Annotated in this window: 16 protein-coding genes and 4 tRNA genes; 1 reads left to right on the top strand and 19 read right to left on the bottom strand. The window is 46.3% G+C overall.

Translation table 11 applies throughout. The annotated features are described in order from the left end of the window. Positions 1-68 precede the first annotated feature (68 nt). From L4D78_RS06070 to L4D78_RS06025, 10 genes are all read right to left on the bottom strand, one after another. Positions 69-160 (bottom strand) — tRNA-Ser (locus tag L4D78_RS06070). 58 nt (positions 161-218) lie between these two features. Next, a tRNA-Arg gene (locus tag L4D78_RS06065) sits at positions 219-295 on the bottom strand. A 54-nt stretch (positions 296-349) separates the two neighbouring features. Next, a tRNA-Arg gene (locus L4D78_RS06060) sits at positions 350-426 on the bottom strand. A 38-nt stretch (positions 427-464) separates the two neighbouring features. Continuing rightward, positions 465-556: transfer RNA gene (locus L4D78_RS06055), tRNA-Ser, on the bottom strand. A gap of 218 nt (positions 557-774) precedes the next feature. After that, positions 775-972, bottom strand: a complete 198-nt coding sequence (csrA, locus tag L4D78_RS06050; protein ID WP_428458347.1) for a carbon storage regulator CsrA — start codon at positions 970-972, stop codon at positions 775-777. 85 nt (positions 973-1,057) lie between these two features. After that, the gene (locus L4D78_RS06045; protein WP_428466077.1) at positions 1,058-2,236 is read right to left on the bottom strand and encodes an aspartate kinase; all 1,179 of its coding nucleotides are present in this window, start codon (positions 2,234-2,236) and stop codon (positions 1,058-1,060) included. An 18-nt stretch (positions 2,237-2,254) separates the two neighbouring features. Continuing rightward, a complete protein-coding gene (gene alaS, locus L4D78_RS06040) occupies positions 2,255-4,879 on the bottom strand; it encodes an alanine--tRNA ligase (RefSeq protein ID WP_428466076.1) in 2,625 nt (874 codons plus the stop codon). A gap of 255 nt (positions 4,880-5,134) precedes the next feature. Then, entirely contained in the window at positions 5,135-5,590 is a 456-nt protein-coding gene (gene recX, locus L4D78_RS06035) for a recombination regulator RecX (RefSeq protein WP_428466075.1), read from the bottom strand. 103 nt (positions 5,591-5,693) lie between these two features. Beyond that, positions 5,694-6,737 carry a recombinase RecA gene (gene recA / locus L4D78_RS06030; RefSeq protein WP_428466074.1) on the bottom strand — a complete coding sequence of 348 codons (1,044 nt, stop codon included), beginning with the start codon at positions 6,735-6,737 and terminating at the stop codon, positions 5,694-5,696. A gap of 133 nt (positions 6,738-6,870) precedes the next feature. Further along, the gene (locus L4D78_RS06025; protein ID WP_428466073.1) at positions 6,871-7,350 is read right to left on the bottom strand and encodes a CinA family protein; all 480 of its coding nucleotides are present in this window, start codon (positions 7,348-7,350) and stop codon (positions 6,871-6,873) included. A 238-nt stretch (positions 7,351-7,588) separates the two neighbouring features. Between L4D78_RS06025 and mutS the strand changes: the two genes are divergently transcribed. After that, positions 7,589-10,126: a DNA mismatch repair protein MutS gene (mutS, locus tag L4D78_RS06020; RefSeq protein ID WP_489686019.1), complete on the top strand. Its 2,538-nt coding sequence runs from the start codon at positions 7,589-7,591 to the stop codon at positions 10,124-10,126. 117 nt (positions 10,127-10,243) lie between these two features. Here mutS and rpoS read toward each other — a convergent pair whose 3' ends face one another. The 9 genes from rpoS to eno all read right to left on the bottom strand — a co-directional run bounded on the left by rpoS (position 10,244) and on the right by eno (position 17,849). Then, positions 10,244-11,236 (bottom strand): RNA polymerase sigma factor RpoS, encoded by a 993-nt coding sequence (gene rpoS / locus L4D78_RS06015; protein WP_428458341.1) that lies wholly within the window; start codon positions 11,234-11,236, stop codon positions 10,244-10,246. A 56-nt stretch (positions 11,237-11,292) separates the two neighbouring features. After that, entirely contained in the window at positions 11,293-12,252 is a 960-nt protein-coding gene (gene nlpD / locus L4D78_RS06010; RefSeq protein ID WP_428466072.1) for a murein hydrolase activator NlpD, read from the bottom strand. 6 nt (positions 12,253-12,258) lie between these two features. Continuing rightward, on the bottom strand, positions 12,259-12,888 hold the full coding sequence (locus L4D78_RS06005; RefSeq protein WP_428466088.1) for a protein-L-isoaspartate(D-aspartate) O-methyltransferase: 630 nt from the start codon (positions 12,886-12,888) through the stop codon (positions 12,259-12,261). Between the two features lie 2 nt (positions 12,889-12,890). Next, on the bottom strand, positions 12,891-13,640 hold the full coding sequence (surE, locus tag L4D78_RS06000) for a 5'/3'-nucleotidase SurE (RefSeq protein WP_428466071.1): 750 nt from the start codon (positions 13,638-13,640) through the stop codon (positions 12,891-12,893). Continuing rightward, positions 13,621-14,691 carry a tRNA pseudouridine(13) synthase TruD gene (gene truD / locus L4D78_RS05995; protein ID WP_428466070.1) on the bottom strand — a complete coding sequence of 357 codons (1,071 nt, stop codon included), beginning with the start codon at positions 14,689-14,691 and terminating at the stop codon, positions 13,621-13,623. The genes surE and truD overlap by 20 nt, the downstream gene beginning before the upstream one ends. A gap of 26 nt (positions 14,692-14,717) precedes the next feature. Continuing rightward, positions 14,718-15,191, bottom strand: a complete 474-nt coding sequence (ispF, locus tag L4D78_RS05990; RefSeq protein WP_428466087.1) for a 2-C-methyl-D-erythritol 2,4-cyclodiphosphate synthase — start codon at positions 15,189-15,191, stop codon at positions 14,718-14,720. After that, complete coding sequence (gene ispD / locus L4D78_RS05985; RefSeq protein ID WP_428466086.1) at positions 15,191-15,889, bottom strand: 2-C-methyl-D-erythritol 4-phosphate cytidylyltransferase; 699 nt, start codon at positions 15,887-15,889, stop codon at positions 15,191-15,193. The genes ispF and ispD overlap by 1 nt, the downstream gene beginning before the upstream one ends. A 41-nt stretch (positions 15,890-15,930) precedes the next feature. Then, on the bottom strand, positions 15,931-16,203 hold the full coding sequence (gene ftsB / locus L4D78_RS05980; RefSeq protein ID WP_428458336.1) for a cell division protein FtsB: 273 nt from the start codon (positions 16,201-16,203) through the stop codon (positions 15,931-15,933). Between the two features lie 344 nt (positions 16,204-16,547). Beyond that, on the bottom strand, positions 16,548-17,849 hold the full coding sequence (gene eno, locus L4D78_RS05975) for a phosphopyruvate hydratase (protein ID WP_428466069.1): 1,302 nt from the start codon (positions 17,847-17,849) through the stop codon (positions 16,548-16,550). Positions 17,850-17,900 lie beyond the last annotated feature (51 nt).

Raw genomic sequence — 17,900 nt, 5'->3', positions numbered from 1 at the left:
ATTTACCTTTCTGCAATGAAAGGTACTTATTAATACCAACGTAATATACGTTSGTATTAACGAAAGAATGGCGGTGAAGGAGGGATTCGAACCCTCGATACGGGATAAACCGTATACTCCCTTAGCAGGGGAGCGCCTTCAGCCTCTCGGCCACCTCACCACACAAATTCAGTTTAAACACATCGACAATCATAACGACTGYCATTGCATTTGAATAATGGTGCGCGTGGGAGGATTCGAACCTCCGACCGCCTGGTTCGTAGCCAGGTACTCTATCCAGCTGAGCTACACGCGCACTAATTCGGTGTTACAACAACGACATCTGAAGAATATCATTGTTARTCAATAATGGTGCGCGTGGGAGGATTCGAACCTCCGACCGCCTGGTTCGTAGCCAGGTACTCTATCCAGCTGAGCTACACGCGCACTGATGTTTCTTTGCCACTCTCTTACAAAAAAGATAATGGCGGTGAAGGAGGGATTCGAACCCTCGATACGGGATAAACCGTATACTCCCTTAGCAGGGGAGCGCCTTCAGCCTCTCGGCCACCTCACCGTCTTGCGGGGGCCAATATTACTGCCAGCCCAAAATAAGTCAAACACTTTATTATGAAAAAACGATACAAACAGTGCGGATGCGCACTTAATAACCAAGAAGGTAATCAAATACACGCAGCAACACAATCTATCGTCATATATTGATGTTATGGCAGTGATTTAGCGATATTTGCTTTGCGGTACAAAAAAGGCCAGCAATCGCTGACCTTCTTCGAATTAGTAGTTACCAGAGCCCTGGGAACCAGCTTCTTTTTCCGCTTGAATTCGCATGTAAATTTCTTCGCGGTGTACAGAAACTTCTTTAGGTGCGTTCACACCAATGCGAACTTGGTTACCTTTAACGCCAAGAACTGTAACGGTGACTTCATCACCGATCATTAGCGTTTCACCTACGCGTCGTGTCAAAATTAGCATTCGTGTGCTCCTTGAGTAATCTCAGTATTATAAGAGTTAACGTTTATTATCCAACAATATTTACATTTTCGTAAATGTTCACTGCTCAAGAAACAGCGAGAAGTCGCCGATTATCCAGATTTTCTGGTTCGACCACAAATTGTTTATGGATTACCTCTACAGCTAATTGCTGATCTTGCCCATTGATCAAAATAGAAAGACAACGAGCAGACCATTGTTGTTGGTAAACAACCAGAGATGATTCAGACAAAGTAAAGCCGATGTGTTCGACCATATTTGCATCAGTCACCCCAACCACAGAGAGAATAGTTACACTCTCTTGGGCTATTTCCACTTTATCTAGCACTAATTTAACTCGTGCTAAATCATCATTAGCTATAACGATAGATGTTGAATCATTAGAGCCAGCATAGCACCAAGCACTCAAACCTAACAGGTTTAACCGCTCCTGCACTGCAATCAACGATTGTGGTACAGATAGTAAGATTTGCCGACTCTGAACAGCCACACCAACAGCACCTTCACAGGCTGATGGCTCAAAATTTACCAAGGTTCCCTCGCTGTCTTCAAACGAAGACAAGACCCTCAAGGGCACCCTATGATGATGAGCATATTCAACTGACTGTAATTGTAGCACTTTTGCGCCATGTCGCGCCATCGATGTCATATCATCGAAATGAATTGATGCTAAACGACACGCATCGGCTACTAATCGAGGGTCAGTACTGTATACCCCATCAACATCGGTAAAAATTTGACACTCATCTGCTTCCAACGCGCTAGCAATAGCAACAGCCGTGGTGTCTGAACCACCACGGCCAAGAGTCGTGATGTTATTTCGACTATCACGCCCCTGAAACCCAGCCACAACAACAATGTTGCCCTGACTGAGTAATGCGTTCAGATTGTCTGTTTCTACCTGAATAATGTTGGCATTATTAAATGCATTATCCGTTCGGATAGCCACTTGATCTGCGGTTAAGGATATCGCACTAAAGCCACGCTTATTCAATGCCATCGCAAGTAACGCCATCGTTACTTGCTCCCCAGCCGACAACAGTACATCCAGCTCTCGCTGAGTAGGTACTTCATCAACCTGCCTAGCCAAACCAAGCAAGCGGTTTGTTTCTCCAGCCATGGCTGAAACAACCACTACAATTTGATGGCCTTGCTGGCGTGCTTTAATCACACGCTCAGCAACCGCTTCTATTCGCTCGATACTTCCTACCGAAGTACCACCAAATTTCTGCACTAATAGTGCCACTTCACCTCTCCAGAATATTTACAGTTTTTCAGTTAACCAAGGTGTTACCGACTCTAGTGCCGCAGGCAAAGCCGCCGCATCAGTACCACCCGCTTGAGCCATATCAGGACGACCACCGCCCTTACCACCAACTTGCTGAGCAACTAGGTTAACTAATTCGCCCGCTTTGACTTTGCCAGTAAGATCTTTGGTTACGCCAGCAATTAGACCTACTTTATCGCCGCTCACGTTACCCAGAACAACAATGCCGCTGCCTAGTTGATTTTTAAGCTCATCAACCATACCGCGTAGCGCTTTGTTGTCTGCGTCATCCAATTTAGCGACTAAGACTTTTACGCCATTAATTTCTTGCGCTTGATTGATAAGATCCGCGCCTTCTTGTGCCGCAAGCTTATCTTTTAATTGCTGAATTTCTTTTTCAAGCTGCTTGCTATGAGCAACCAATGCACCCACTTTTGTCGCTACAGATGCCGCATCTGATTTCACCAGACCAGCAGTTTCAGTCAGTAGTGCTTCTTGTGCATGAAGTGCTTCGATTGCCGTTTCACCAGTAACCGCTTCAATACGGCGGATACCCGCGGCGATGCCACCTTCAGATACGATCTTAAATAAACCAATATCACCGGTGTTTACTGCGTGGATACCACCACATAGTTCAACAGAGTAATCCCCCATGCTAAGGACACGAACTTCATCATCATACTTTTCGCCAAACAGTGCCATTGCACCTTTTTCTTTGGCTGAATCAATGTCCATCACATCCGTTGAGATGTTGTGGTTACGACGAATTTGCTCATTTACAACACGTTCAATTTCACGAAGTTGCTCAGTGCTTACTGCTTCTAGGTTCGAAAAGTCAAAACGCAAGCCATCAGGCTTCACCAAAGACCCCTTCTGAGAAACATGCTCACCCAGCAAGTTGCGTAACGCAGCATGCAGTAGGTGTGTCGCTGAGTGGTTTAGGCTAATTGCCGCACGACGTGCAGCATCAACCGTTGCCGTCAGTGTTTCACCAACCTTTAGGCTGCCAGTGGTTAATTGACCGACATGGCCAATTGCATTGCCAAACTTTTGGGTATCATTAACAGTAAACGATACCGCATCAGCATTCATGACACCGGCATCACCACATTGACCGCCTGACTCGGCATAGAACGGCGTATTATCAAGCACAACCAAAGCATCATCACCCGCATCAATGCTATCAACAGCATTGCCATCACGGTATAGCGCTATAACAGTAGCTTGGCCTTCTGTTGCGTTATAGCCACAGAATTCAGTGTTCGCATCAACTTTGATCGCATCGTTGTAATCAACACCAAATGTGCCCGCTTCACGCGCACGTTGACGTTGTGCTTCCATCGCATCGTTGAAACCATCTTCATCGATCGAGAAACCACGCTCACGCGCAACATCATTGGTTAGATCCGCTGGGAAACCGTATGTATCGTACAGTTTAAATACTGTTTCACCGTCAAGCACTTTGCCATCAAGGTTATCGATCGCGTCAGCCAGGATTGTCATACCACGGTCAAGGGTGCGACCGAAGTTCTCTTCTTCAATCTTAAGTACTTTCTCGACCATTGCTTGCTGTTTCTTCAGCTCTTCACCAGCAGTACCCATGATTTCAGCCAAAGGACCTGCAAGTTTGTAGAAGAATGCACCCGTTGCACCAAGCTTGTTACCATGACGTACAGCACGACGAATAATACGGCGTAGTACATAACCACGGCCTTCATTTGACGGCATCACACCATCAACAATCAGGAAGGCACAAGAACGAATGTGGTCAGCCACAACACGCAATGATTGGTTCGACAGATCGTCATGACCAATCGTGCTCGCGGCTTCTTTGATCAGGGTTTGGAAAATATCGATTTCGTAGTTAGAGTGAACACCCTGCATAATTGCAGCGATACGTTCAATCCCCATACCCGTATCAACCGATGGCTTTGGTAGCGGCTCCATAGTGCCGTCAGCCTGGCGGTTGAACTGCATAAATACGTTGTTCCAGATCTCGATGAAGCGATCACCATCTTCTTCAGGCGTGCCAGGGCGGCCACCCCAAATGTGATCGCCGTGATCATAGAAAATCTCGGTACAAGGGCCACATGGCCCGGTATCACCCATCTGCCAGAAGTTATCTGACTCGAATGGTTTGCCACCTTTCTTATCGCCAATACGGACGATACGGTCGGCAGGGATGCCCATTTCCTTGTTCCAGATCGCGAATGCTTCGTCATCGGTCTCATAAATAGTGACCAACAGGCGATCTTGAGGCAGTTTTAATACGTCAGTTAAGAATTCCCACGCATACTTGATGGCATCTTGCTTGAAGTAATCACCAAAACTGAAGTTACCCAGCATTTCAAAGAATGTATGGTGACGGGCAGTAAAGCCCACATTTTCCAAGTCATTGTGCTTACCACCAGCACGCACACAACGCTGAGCAGTGGTCGCTCGAGTGTAGTTGCGCTTTTCCAGACCTAAAAAAGTATCTTTAAATTGGTTCATACCTGCATTGGTAAACAACAACGTTGGGTCGTTAGCAGGTACAAGAGAAGAGCTTTCCACGATCTGGTGGCCTTTGCTCTCAAAAAACGCAAGAAACGCACGGCGAATCTCATCAGTGCTCATGTACATTGGCAAATCCTGAATAATGCTTATATGTAAACTGAATTGTCGTATTTATGTGTCATCTAACCTGCCACCATTCTCCCAACGGGATAACAATTAAACAGGCAATGATTGGACTAACATAAATTCTTTGGCGGTTATTGTAAAACAACGGTGGGCAATACGGGAAATGTTATGTGAATAATTAGTGTATTTTATAGCAAACTGAATAGCCTGCTCGGTATTTGTTAGTGTTTTATGCAACCAAATGCCTTCATATAGCTAAAATTCCTCATCAATATTGAGTGCATATCTGATCTGTTCGAAATCAAACCCACGAGACTGCATAAAACGGAAACGACGCGCTTTCTCTTTCAACGTTTCGATTTCGGTCTGACCAAACTTCCGTACCGCTACAGACTTTGCATGCTCGAACCAATCGAATTCATCCTCTTCGAACAGCTGTTGAATAATGCTCTCATGCACACCCTTAATAGTCATCTCTTGGCGAATGCGCAGTAATCCCCAGCCTTTGGCAATACCATTGGTTAAGGTTTTTTCGGCAAAGCGCGCATCATCAAGCCAGTTATAATCTTGGCAAAATACAATTGCCTCAGCAACCTCTAACTCTTCATACCCACGTGCTATTAGCTTTTGGTGTAATTCAGTTTCAGCATGATCTCGGCGTGATAAATATCCAATCGCTGCTTCCTTCGCACTTTTTTGAGGCTTTTTCATTGTTATTGTCCAGATAGCAAAACGGGCAGGTAATAACTACCTGCCCGTTCTAATTAATTGTCATGCTGTAAGAGCACGATAGGCCTCAACGTCTTTGGCGACCTTAAAATGCCTGATCTTCTTCTGCGTCACTCTTTTCAAGAGCTTCTTCTTCCGTCGCAGTCGTTAGTAGCAAATCACGTAGCTTTTTCTCGATTTCAGCAGCAATTTCTGGATGTTCAACAAGGTATTTGCATGAGTTTGCCTTACCTTGGCCAATTTTATCGCCTTGGTAGCTGTACCAAGCGCCGGCTTTCTCAACGAACTTGTGCTTAACGCCTAGGTCGATCAATTCACCGTTGCGGTTGAAACCTTGGCCATACAGAATTTGTGTTTCGGCTTGCTTAAATGGCGCTGCGATTTTGTTCTTCACAACTTTAATACGCGTTTCGTTACCAACAACCTCATCGCCATCTTTGATTGCGCCAGTACGGCGGATATCAAGACGAACAGACGCGTAAAACTTAAGCGCGTTACCACCCGTCGTGGTTTCTGGGTTACCGAACATCACACCAATTTTCATACGAATTTGGTTGATGAAAATACACATACAGTTAGATTGCTTCAGGTTACCCGTGATCTTACGCATAGCCTGAGACAGCATACGCGCCTGCAAACCCATGTGCGAATCACCCATCTCGCCTTCAATTTCAGCTTTTGGTGTTAGTGCAGCAACGGAGTCAACCACGAGGATGTCAACGGCACCTGAACGTGCTAGCGCATCAGCAATCTCTAATGCTTGCTCACCCGTATCAGGCTGCGACACCAACAATTGGTCAATATCTACACCTAGCTTACCTGCATAGACCGGATCAAGAGCATGCTCTGCATCGATGAACGCACACGTTTTGCCAACTTTCTGAGCAGCAGCAATAACTTCTAACGTTAACGTTGTTTTACCAGAAGATTCTGGACCGTAAATTTCTACGATACGTCCCATTGGTAGACCGCCAGCACCTAATGCAATATCAAGAGATAGAGAGCCAGTTGACACTGTTTCTACATCCATTGTGCGGTTGTCGCCCAATTTCATGATTGAGCCTTTACCAAATTGTTTCTCAATTTGACCTAACGCGGCGGCAAGTGCCTTCTGCTTGTTGTCGTCCATTCGACTCTCCAACGGATGCTTAATATTGAGTACGAGATAAGTACTGATAATGATGATTAGTATACTGTCTATTCATACAGTGTCTAGCACTGTATGAGATTTTTTTTGTGATACCGACTACAAGCTTTGTAGATTAGCTCAAAGACTGTAAACGATGCAGTAATCCATGCAACGACTTCTCAATCGCTTGAGCCCTTACAGCCTGACGATCACCTGAAAATAAACAGGTTTCCACTTCCTGCCAACCTGTTTTATCCGCCCAAGCGAAACAAACAGTGCCTACAGGCTTATCCGCGGTACCGCCTCCAGGGCCTGCGATACCACTGATCGCAACGCTGATATCAGCCCGCGAATGGGCTAATGCCCCTGTTGCCATCTCAATGACCGTTGCTTCACTCACTGCACCATGAACACTAAGCGTTGCATCCTGCACGTCTAACATTTGCTGTTTAGCTTCATTGCTATAAGTCACAAATGCACGGTCAAACCATGCTGAGCTGCCCGCTATTTCAGTGATCGCCATCGATACACCGCCACCGGTACATGACTCTGCCGTAGTGGCCACCCATTGTTGCTGAGATAGCGCATACCCTACTCGCTCTGCCAATTCCATTCAGACTTCCTCGCTATGCTATACCGACGTTGCCAACAAGATACTCTGCACGTTTAAGCACAGCAAGTTAAGCTGCCGCTAAGCTAAAAATATGACTTGCCACTTTGCCCTCCCGCCCGATTCACGTATCCTAGTCGGCCAGAATTATTTCCGGATCCAGAGATATACTCCCTTTATCTTCCGGCACAATTTAGCAGGCAATATCGTGACAGTGAAAGGCATAGAAAAGCACACCCCAATGATGCAGCAGTTTTTGAGGATTAAAGCTGAAAACCCTGACATTCTGCTATTTTATCGTATGGGTGATTTCTACGAACTATTTTTTGATGATGCCAAACAAGCATCACAACTTTTAGACATATCCCTCACCAAACGTGGCTCTTCTAACGGCCAGCCAATCCCTATGGCGGGAGTGCCTTACCACTCCATTGAGGGGTACCTTGCTAAGCTCGTACAGCAAGGTGTGTCGGCTGCAATCTGTGAACAAATTGGCGACCCCGCGACCAGCAAAGGACCCGTTGAACGTCAAGTTGTCCGCATTATCACACCCGGAACTGTCAGTGATGAAGCCCTACTCAATGAACGTCACGATAACCTCATTGCTGCGATTTACCATGATAATGGTACTTTTGGTTATGCGACCTTAGACATTACCTCTGGCCGCTTCATGTTAACCGAGCCTAAAACCGAAGAAGCGATGCAGGCAGAACTGCAACGCACGAGCCCAGCGGAGTTACTCTACCCTGAAGATTTTGCTCTACCGGGTTTATTCCATGGCTTAAAGGGGGCTCGCCGCCGTCCGATTTGGGAGTTTGATCTCGACACCGCACGCCAGCAGTTAACCCTACAATTTGGCACACGCGATCTTGTCGGTTTTGGGGTCGAGCAAGCTGAACACGGCCTTTGTGCTGCTGGCTGCTTGATGCAATATGTTAAAGACACCCAGCGTACCGCTCTCCCGCATATTCGCGCGATCACCCAAGATACCAAAGATCATGCCGTGATCTTGGATGCCGCCACTCGCCGTAACCTTGAGCTGACGCAAAACCTCTCTGGTGGCTTTGACAACACATTGGCTTCAGTACTTGATCAAACGACCACTCCAATGGGGAGCCGTTTATTAAAACGCTGGTTACATCAACCTATTCAAGATCAAAAGCAGCTAAACGGTCGTCTTGATGCCATTGCTACGTTTAAAGACTCCGGCATGTTTATTGATGTACCAAATGTACTGCGTCATATGGGCGACTTAGAGCGTATTCTTGCTCGCTTAGCTCTGCGTTCTGCTCGCCCTCGTGATTTGGCTCGTATGCGCACAGCCCTTCAGCACTTGCCTGAACTTGCTGAACTATTAGCGGAGCTGCCACAACCACGTATTGGTGAGTTGGCTCAATTTGCCGCCCCAATGGATGAGCTCTGTGAATTACTAGAACGTGCCGTTATTGAAAACCCACCCGTTGTGATCCGAGATGGTGGCGTACTCGCCCCCGGCTATAACGCCGAGCTTGATGAATGGCGTGATCTGGCAGATGGTGCGACTAAGTTCTTAGAAGAGCTAGAAGCTAACGAACGTGAACGCCACGATATTGACAGCCTCAAAGTCGGCTTTAACCAAGTACACGGTTTTTTCATTCAAGTTAGTCGTGGACAAAGCCACTTAGTACCAAGCCACTATGTTCGTCGCCAAACCCTGAAAAATGCAGAACGGTATATTATCCCCGAACTAAAAGAGCATGAAGACAAGGTACTCAATTCAAAGTCAAAGGCATTGGGACTTGAGAAAAAGCTTTGGGAAGAGTTATTTGATCAATTATTACCGCACCTCGAACAATTACAAGATGCTGCAAGTGCCTTGTCGGAACTCGATGTGTTAACCAACTTAGCTGAACGGGCTGATAGCCTTAATTACTGCCGCCCTGAGTTAACCAACGAAGCTGGGATTGAGATCACTGCGGGTCGCCACCCTGTTGTAGAGCAGGTTCTTAGCGAACCCTTTATCGCTAACCCTATTTCGCTACATCACGATCGTCGCATGCTAATCATTACGGGCCCCAATATGGGCGGTAAATCGACCTACATGCGTCAAACGGCACTTATCGCATTACTGGCACACGTTGGTTCATTTGTACCTGCCGAAGCCGTTAAAATCGGTCCTCTTGACCGAATATTTACGCGTATTGGTGCATCCGATGATCTGGCTTCAGGTCGCTCGACCTTCATGGTGGAAATGACCGAAACTGCAAACATCTTGCATAATGCGACGCAAAATAGTTTGGTGCTAATGGATGAGATTGGCCGTGGTACCAGTACGTATGATGGCCTATCGCTCGCTTGGGCCAGTGCTGAGTGGTTAGCCGATAAAATCGCAGCCATGACGTTATTTGCCACTCACTACTTTGAGCTGACCGAGCTACCATCACTGATGGATGGTCTTGCGAATGTCCACCTTGATGCGGTTGAACATGGTGATGACATTGCCTTTATGCATGCCGTACAGGAAGGGGCTGCCAGTAAGTCTTATGGCCTTGCGGTCGCGAGCCTAGCTGGTGTACCCAAATCGGTGATCAAACGTGCAAAAATGAAACTAAAACAACTTGAAGCCAGTGGTCATCAGCAAGCTGTCGCACCTACCAGCGCAGCCCCAAAAGCAGAGCAGCAACTCAGCCTGATCCCAGAGCCAAGCGAAGTGGAAGAAGCTCTCGCCAACATCAACCCAGATGAAATGACGCCACGTCAGGCACTCGATGAACTCTATCGGTTAAAGGCCCTAATGTAGCCTCTAATAATCAGCTACAGCGAAAATTAAAAAAGGGTTGATGCATTGCATCAACCCTTTTTCTTTGTCATTTCAGTAACCAAGCATAAGAAGGTTATAAAAAGTGTGGCTTGGTGACTAAAGCTGCTCTTGATTGAAGAGAGACTCAATATTCAACCCTTGGTGGGTCAACATGTCACGTAAACGACGTAGTCCTTCCACTTGAATTTGACGCACGCGCTCACGCGTTAAACCAATTTCACGACCAACATCTTCTAACGTCGACGCTTCGTAGCCTAACAAGCCAAAGCGACGGGCAAGCACTTCACGTTGTTTGGGGTTCAACTCCTGCAACCAATGTACAATCGATGTTTTAATATCATCATCTTGGGTTGAGGTTTCTGGACCACCACCTTTTTCATCTGGAATAATATCAAGTAGCGCTTTTTCAGAGTCGCCACCTATCGGGTTATCAACTGAGCCGACTCGCTCATTTAGGCGCAGCATCCGGTTAACATCATCAACAGACTTATCCAGCTTAAAAGCGATATCTTCTGCGGTAGGTTCATGATCAAGCTTTTGGGCAAGCTCTCGGGCTGTACGTAAGTATACGTTCAACTCTTTTACGACATGAATAGGCAAACGAATGGTACGCGTTTGATTCATTATCGCCCGTTCAATGGTTTGTCGGATCCACCATGTCGCGTAAGTAGAGAAGCGAAAACCACGTTCAGGGTCAAATTTTTCAACCGCTCTAATTAAGCCGAGGTTACCTTCTTCCACCAAGTCGAGCAGTGCCAGCCCTCGATTGCTGTAGCGGCGGGAGATTTTAACAACGAGTCTTAAATTACTTTCGATCATGCGTTTACGAGCAACGTCATCGCCACGTAACGCTCGGCGGGCATATAGAACTTCTTCTTCTGCCGTTAGGAGTGGTGAAAAGCCAATTTCACCTAAATAGAGTTGGGTCGCATCAAGGGCTTTCTGTGTCGTCCCATATTGCGAAATATCGACTTCTTCATCGCGAGTATTGGTTGCTGCTGCTTTGGTCTCAACACGTTCAGTATCAAGTTCCATTTCTTCTTCGAAGTCAAAGTCTTCTGTATTTGTAGCAGTATTGCTTCTACTCATAGCGCCTCCCAGATGGCGAGTTAGCAAGACATTACAACTTTACTATGCCATGTTATCTATCTTGGTAAATACCGCATAGGATCAACAGATTTACCTTTGTAACGGATCTCAAAATGCAGCCTAACGTCGCTGGTTCCAGAACTTCCCATTGACGCAATCTTTTGGCCGACAGTTACTTTTTGCTGCTCTTTTACAAGTACCTGATCATTGTGGGCATAAGCACTAAGGTAATCATCACTATGCTTGATTATCACTAAGTTGCCATAACCACGCAGTGCATTACCCGCATAAACGACTACGCCGTTAGCTGAAGCATTGATATCCTGTCCTCTCTGTCCAGCAATATCTATGCCTTTATTTCCATTTTCTGCATTGGAAAATTTTGCAATAACGCGGCCTTTTGCTGGCCAAGTCCACTTCGATACTTTGTTGTTAGTAGCTTTAGGTTTAGTTGTAACAACTTTGTTACTTTTCGTTTTTTGAGAGTACTCTTTTGCACGAGCCTGATCAACCGTTTTATTGGCGGTTTTTTGCTCAGGTTTGGCTGTGGCCGTTGCCGGCGCAGCTGTCTGCTGGGAGGCAGGCTTCGGCTTTGCCGCTGGCTTAGGTTGAGAAGGAGGTGGTTGTTGCACCGGTCTAGATGCTGTTTTTGCAGGTGTTTTTGTCGTTGTGCTTGCAACAACTACAGGCGCTGCCCTACCATATTTCGGTGCAACATACTTCGGTTTCCAAAGTCGTAATTTTTGTCCCGGAAAAATAGTGTAGGGCTGAGATAAATTATTCGACGAAACAAGTTCCTTAACGTCCTTGCCCGTAATGTAAGAAATAAAATAAAGCGTATCGCCTTTTTGTACTTCGTAAAAACTACCACGATAGCTACCTCGTTCAAGGCTTTGATAGTCTTTACCTAAGCTGGCCACAGGGGCTGGAGCATGGGTACTGCACGCAGGCAACGACAAGCAGGCAACCAAGGTTACCCACTTCCATCGTACCTTTGCATCAGTCAACATGTTCATCAATGGCTACGCCAGCTCCCCTGCAACTAATGGTACAAACCGTACCGCTTCAATATCACGGTAGATATAACGTTCACCTTGGCGTTCAATGTACTTTAAGATCTGGAAATCATCCCCAACAGGAATGATAAGTCGCCCGCCATCGGCTAACTGAGTTAACAATTCCAGCGGCATATCAGCGGCAGCCGCCGTAACGATAATCGCATCAAATGGCCCTTTCGTCACCCAGCCCTGCCAGCCATCACCATGCTTCGTTGAAATGTTGTGTAACTCAAGTTGTTTTAAGCGACGTTTGGCCTGCCATTGCAAAGCCTTAATTCTTTCAACGGAATACACATGGTCAACTAACTGTGCCAATACCGCGGTTTGATACCCTGATCCCGTACCGATTTCAAGCACTCGTGAGTTGGCTTCTAGAGACAGTAGCTCTGTCATCTTTGCCACAATATAGGGCTGTGAAATAGTCTGCCCGTTGCCAATCGGCAGGGCATTATTTTCGTAGGCTTTGTGAGACAAGGCTTCATCGATAAACAATTCACGAGGAACTGCAGCAAGTGCCTGAAGCACCTTGTCATTACGGATCCCTTGCTGATGTAAATAATTTAGCAGGGTATTCCGCTCTTCCACGTAGCGCATACTTAGTTGCTCTCCAAATGGTTGATCCATTGTTTAATATCACTCAATGCATCATGCGCGGTAAGATCAACTTGCAGCGGTGTTATTGATACACTTTGTTGTTCTATTGCATAAAAGTCTGTACCCGCACCAGCATCCTGACAAGCCCCAGGGGGACCAAGCCAGTAGATATCTTTACCACGAGGGTCAACATCTTTTACCATGTTCTCAGCACGATGACGGGCGCCTAAGCGCGTAACCTGCCACTCGCCAAGTTCAGAGAAAGGGACATCAGGTACGTTAATATTCAATATCTTGTTATTGGGCAACGGTTGCTTCGCTGCCTTAACAAGCACCTGCTTAACCACTTCTGCTGCAGTAGCAAAATGCGTGTGACCAACCAAGGATACCGCAATAGCAGGCACACCAAGGAAATGACCTTCTGTGGCTGCTGCTACGGTACCAGAATACAACACATCATCACCAAGATTTGCACCGTGGTTTATCCCTGCGACAACAAAATCAGGGCGATAGTCTAACCATTCATTGAGTGCAAAATGAACACAGTCTGTTGGGGTACCTTCAACGGATATCCGCTGCTCACCCTCATGGCGAATACGCAACGGGTTATCCAATGTCAGTGAGTTCGATGCGCCAGAGCGATTTCGGTCGGGCGCAACAACCACAACATCACCTAACTCGCTCAGTACCCGAGCAAGCGTATTGATACCTTCGGCAAAAATACCGTCATCATTACTGATCAGAATTCGCATGCTCATCACCCTTTTGTTCTAGCTCACGCTCTGCCATTAACTCACGAACAACAGCTGTAGCAAAACAACCTGCAGGCAACGCAAAAGACACAGTGATTTGATCATCCTCAACCTGCCACATCATTTGCTGCGGTTTAAGCAAAAGAGGACGACGTTCATGACGCATTCGGTTGTCACGAATGAGCCTCAGTAGCAGCGGTTCTTGCTCAACAATCGCCATTTCAAAAGCTTCAGCATCAGCCTCAGTCGGCAATGCATTATCACCCATCATTGGTGCTGTAATGAAAGCTTTACCGCTATCAATATCTTGCTGTAGCTGCTCAGTTACTTGCTTGACGACAACGCCACGGTCATCACCTTCAACCTCTAAACAGTCACCCACCATCAATGCGTGCACTTTCTGTTGTTCAATGCGACTGGAAAGCACCATGTTAAACAACCATGAGCGTGCCGCTGATAAATAAAAGCTGCGTTTGCTCTTATCGCGGAGACGAAATTCATCGTTACCCCAAGCACGCGCTTTTATTACATTGTTACCACCATGGCCAAAACGTTGCTCGCCAAAATAATTCGGCACACCTGACGTTGCAACTTGCTCAAGGCGAGCCTCGACATCTTGTGGCTGATCTAACCCAGTTAAGCGCAACTGGAACCAGTTTCCGACTAAATCACCAGGGCGTAATTTTTTATCATGACGCGCCGTTTCAATCACTTCAATACCAGGGTGTTCAGCCACAAACTGCGATAAATCAGGGTCTGGCTTACCCGGAAGATGGACACTCAACCACTGCTCAGTAACAGCATGGCGGTCTTTCAACCCAGCCCAACTCACGTTGCGTGATTGAACACCGCAGGCTTTGGCAAGCTCATTAACCACGTACTTGGTGTTTTCGCCTGTTTTACGGATTTTAACCATGAAGTGTTCGCCAGTGCCGGCAAAATCAAACCCCAAATTTTCCTTTACGATAAAATCTTCAGGCTCGACCTTTATGCGGCCCTGACAGCTTGGTTTTCCGTATAACCAGCTAAAGCTGTCCATTACATTAGACATATATACACCATTTTGGGCAGTCTGAATTACTGCTTTGAAATTAAGACAACAGCTTCGCAAGCAATACCTTCTTTACGCCCGGTAAACCCCAAGCGCTCAGACGTTGTTGCCTTAACATTAATATTCTTTATCTCGGTTTCCAAATCGTCGGCAATCGCCTGACACATCGATTCGATGTGGGGAGCCATTTTAGGTGCTTGCGCAATAATAGTCACATCAAGATTACCTAGCTGATATCCCTCTGCTTTAACCTTACTATAGACATCTCTAAGTAAGAAACGACTGTCTGCACCTTTCCATTTAGCATCGGTATCAGGAAAGTGACGACCAATATCACCAGCACCAATCGCCCCTAATAGCGCATCACACACCGCGTGCAAAGCAACATCCCCATCGGAATGGGCAATCAAACCTTGCTCATAAGGAACGGCCACACCACCGATTATAACGGGGCCTGCACCACCAAATTTGTGTACATCAAAACCATGTCCAATTCGCATCATTGCGCATTCCTTAAAATCTGTTCGAGATAAAATTGTGCTAACGCCAAATCTTCCGGCTGAGTCACTTTTAAGTTATCAGCCCGCCCTTTCACTAACAGCGGTGTCATACAACAGTGCTCTAGTGCTGACGCTTCGTCAGTGACACAAGCCCCTTCTGCAAGCGCTTGAGTCAACGCGTCTTTGAGCTGACCGGCACGAAACATTTGTGGAGTAAGAGCATGCCAAAGATCGGTACGGTCGACCGTCGAAGCGATGCCCTGTTGGCCATCACCCCTTTTCATCGTATCTCGGACAGGTGCTGCTAAAATCGCACCGTGTTCGCTCTGTTGTGCAACTTCGATGAGGTGCTGTAAGTCACTTTGCTGTAAGCAAGGTCTCGCAGCATCATGCACCAGCACCCAGCTTTGGGTATTTTCTATCGCGGCGATCCCCGCAAAAACCGAATCTGCTCGCTCTGCACCACCTTTAACACGCAGTACCCGAGGATCTGAAGCAAGAGGTAAGGTTGGGAAGTATGGATCCCCTTCGCTAATCGCTATGACGACTTGTTCAATAGCGGGATGGGAAAGTAAGCGATCAACAGTATGTTCCAAAATAGTTTTACCAGCGATGGATAAATACTGCTTGGGGCGGTCAGCAGCCATTCGGCTACCGACACCAGCGGCAGGTACAACAGCTATTATTTTATCGGTCATCATTTTATTGAGTATCAACGTTAGGTGTAGATAGTGGTGACTTACTCACCCACAATGCGAAAGAAGGTTTCATCAGGCCTGATCATTCCTAGCTCATTACGAGCCCGCTCTTCAACGGCTTCTTGACCTCGATGCAAATCATGAATTTCAACGTACATTTGCTGATTACGCAGTACCAACTCACCATTAGCCTGTTGCTGAACCGCAACATTGCCTTTCACTGCAAGGTAGTCAATCATTCCATTTTTACCTAACCAGAAGTCGTACTGTAGCCAAGCTAAAACAGCCAACAGCAATACCGTTAACAATCGCATACGACTCCTTATGCTAGTAGGGACACCAAACAATCATCCGTTTGGTATGAACTAATCAAAATATTAACTAATGACATTTAGAGGATGGCTAATAACCACCTGAAATGCATTTAGTTAATATGACCAACCAAGAAACACTTAGCCTGTAATAATCCCATAAAGCGCTGTGCGAGACTAGCACCTTATTGCAAGCTATCGGGTAACTGAGCACTTAGTTATCAAGCTTTACTGTAATTTGACAATCCTATGCCGATAACAATCACGCATGATCTTGGCATATAAAAAAGCCGCCTCAAATGAGGCGGCTCTGAAAGTCTGTAGGTAAACCTACTAGCAAGCTAAAATTAAGCTTGGCCTTTAACTTCTTTAAGACCGTTGTAAGGAGCTTTAGAACCTAGAGCTTCTTCGATACGGATTAGTTGGTTGTACTTAGCAACACGGTCAGAACGGCTCATAGAACCAGTTTTGATTTGACCTGCAGCTGTACCTACCGCTAGATCAGCGATAGTTGCATCTTCAGTTTCGCCAGAACGGTGAGAGATAACTGCAGTGTAGCCAGCGTCTTTAGCCATCTTGATTGCAGCTAGAGTCTCAGTTAGAGAACCGATTTGGTTGAACTTGATAAGGATAGAGTTAGCAACGCCTTTCTCGATACCTTCAGCAAGAATCTTCGTGTTTGTAACGAATAGATCGTCACCAACGATTTGAAGCTTGTCGCCTAGAAGTTCAGTTTGGTGCTTGAAGCCAGCCCAATCTGATTCGTCAAGACCGTCTTCGATAGATACGATTGGGTACTGGTTAGCAAGGTCTTGTAGGTAGAAGTTAAACTCTTCAGAAGTGAAGATTTTGCCTTCGCCTTTCATGTTGTAGTTGCCAGCTTCTTTGTCGTAAAACTCAGATGCAGCACAGTCCATTGCTAGAGTAACGTCTTTGCCTAGCTCGTAGCCAGCCGCTTCTACAGCGTCTTTGATTGCAGCTAGTGCAGCAGCGTTAGACTCAAGGTTAGGAGCGAAACCACCTTCGTCGCCAACTGCAGTGCTTAGGCCTTTCGCCTTAAGTACTTTAGCTAGGTTGTGGAATACTTCAGCACCGATGCGTAGAGCTTCTTTAAGCGTTTTAGCGCCAACTGGCTGAATCATGAACTCTTGGATATCAACGTTGTTATCAGCGTGCTCGCCACCGTTGATGATGTTCATCATTGGTAGAGGCATAGAGAACTGACCAGCAGTACCGTTTAGCTCAGCAATGTGCTCGTATAAAGGCATGCCTTTAGCCGCTGCAGCAGCTTTAGCGTTCGCTAGAGATACAGCTAGGATTGCGTTTGCACCGAAGTTAGATTTGTTTTCAGTGCCATCTAGGTCAAGCATGATCTGATCGATGTCTGCTTGAGCTTTAGCGTCTTGACCTACAAGCGCTTCTGCAATTGGACCGTTCACAGCTTCAACAGCTTTAAGAACACCTTTACCTAGGAAACGAGATTTGTCACCGTCGCGTAGCTCAAGAGCTTCACGAGAACCAGTTGATGCACCAGATGGAGCAGCAGCCATACCTACGAAACCGCCTTCTAGGTGAACTTCAGCTTCTACAGTTGGGTTACCACGTGAATCAATGATTTCACGACCTAGAACTTTAACGATCTTAGACATTGTGTTTCCTCTTGCTTTATCTTGAAATTAAAAGCTAAAAAAATAGCTGCA

Origin of the sequence: Photobacterium minamisatsumaniensis (genome assembly GCF_050336695.1) — a bacterium.
Lineage (GTDB): Bacteria > Pseudomonadota > Gammaproteobacteria > Enterobacterales > Vibrionaceae > Photobacterium > Photobacterium minamisatsumaniensis.
The sequence above is the reverse complement of the archived record's forward strand: the minus strand, read 5'-3'. Positions and strand labels throughout refer to the sequence as shown.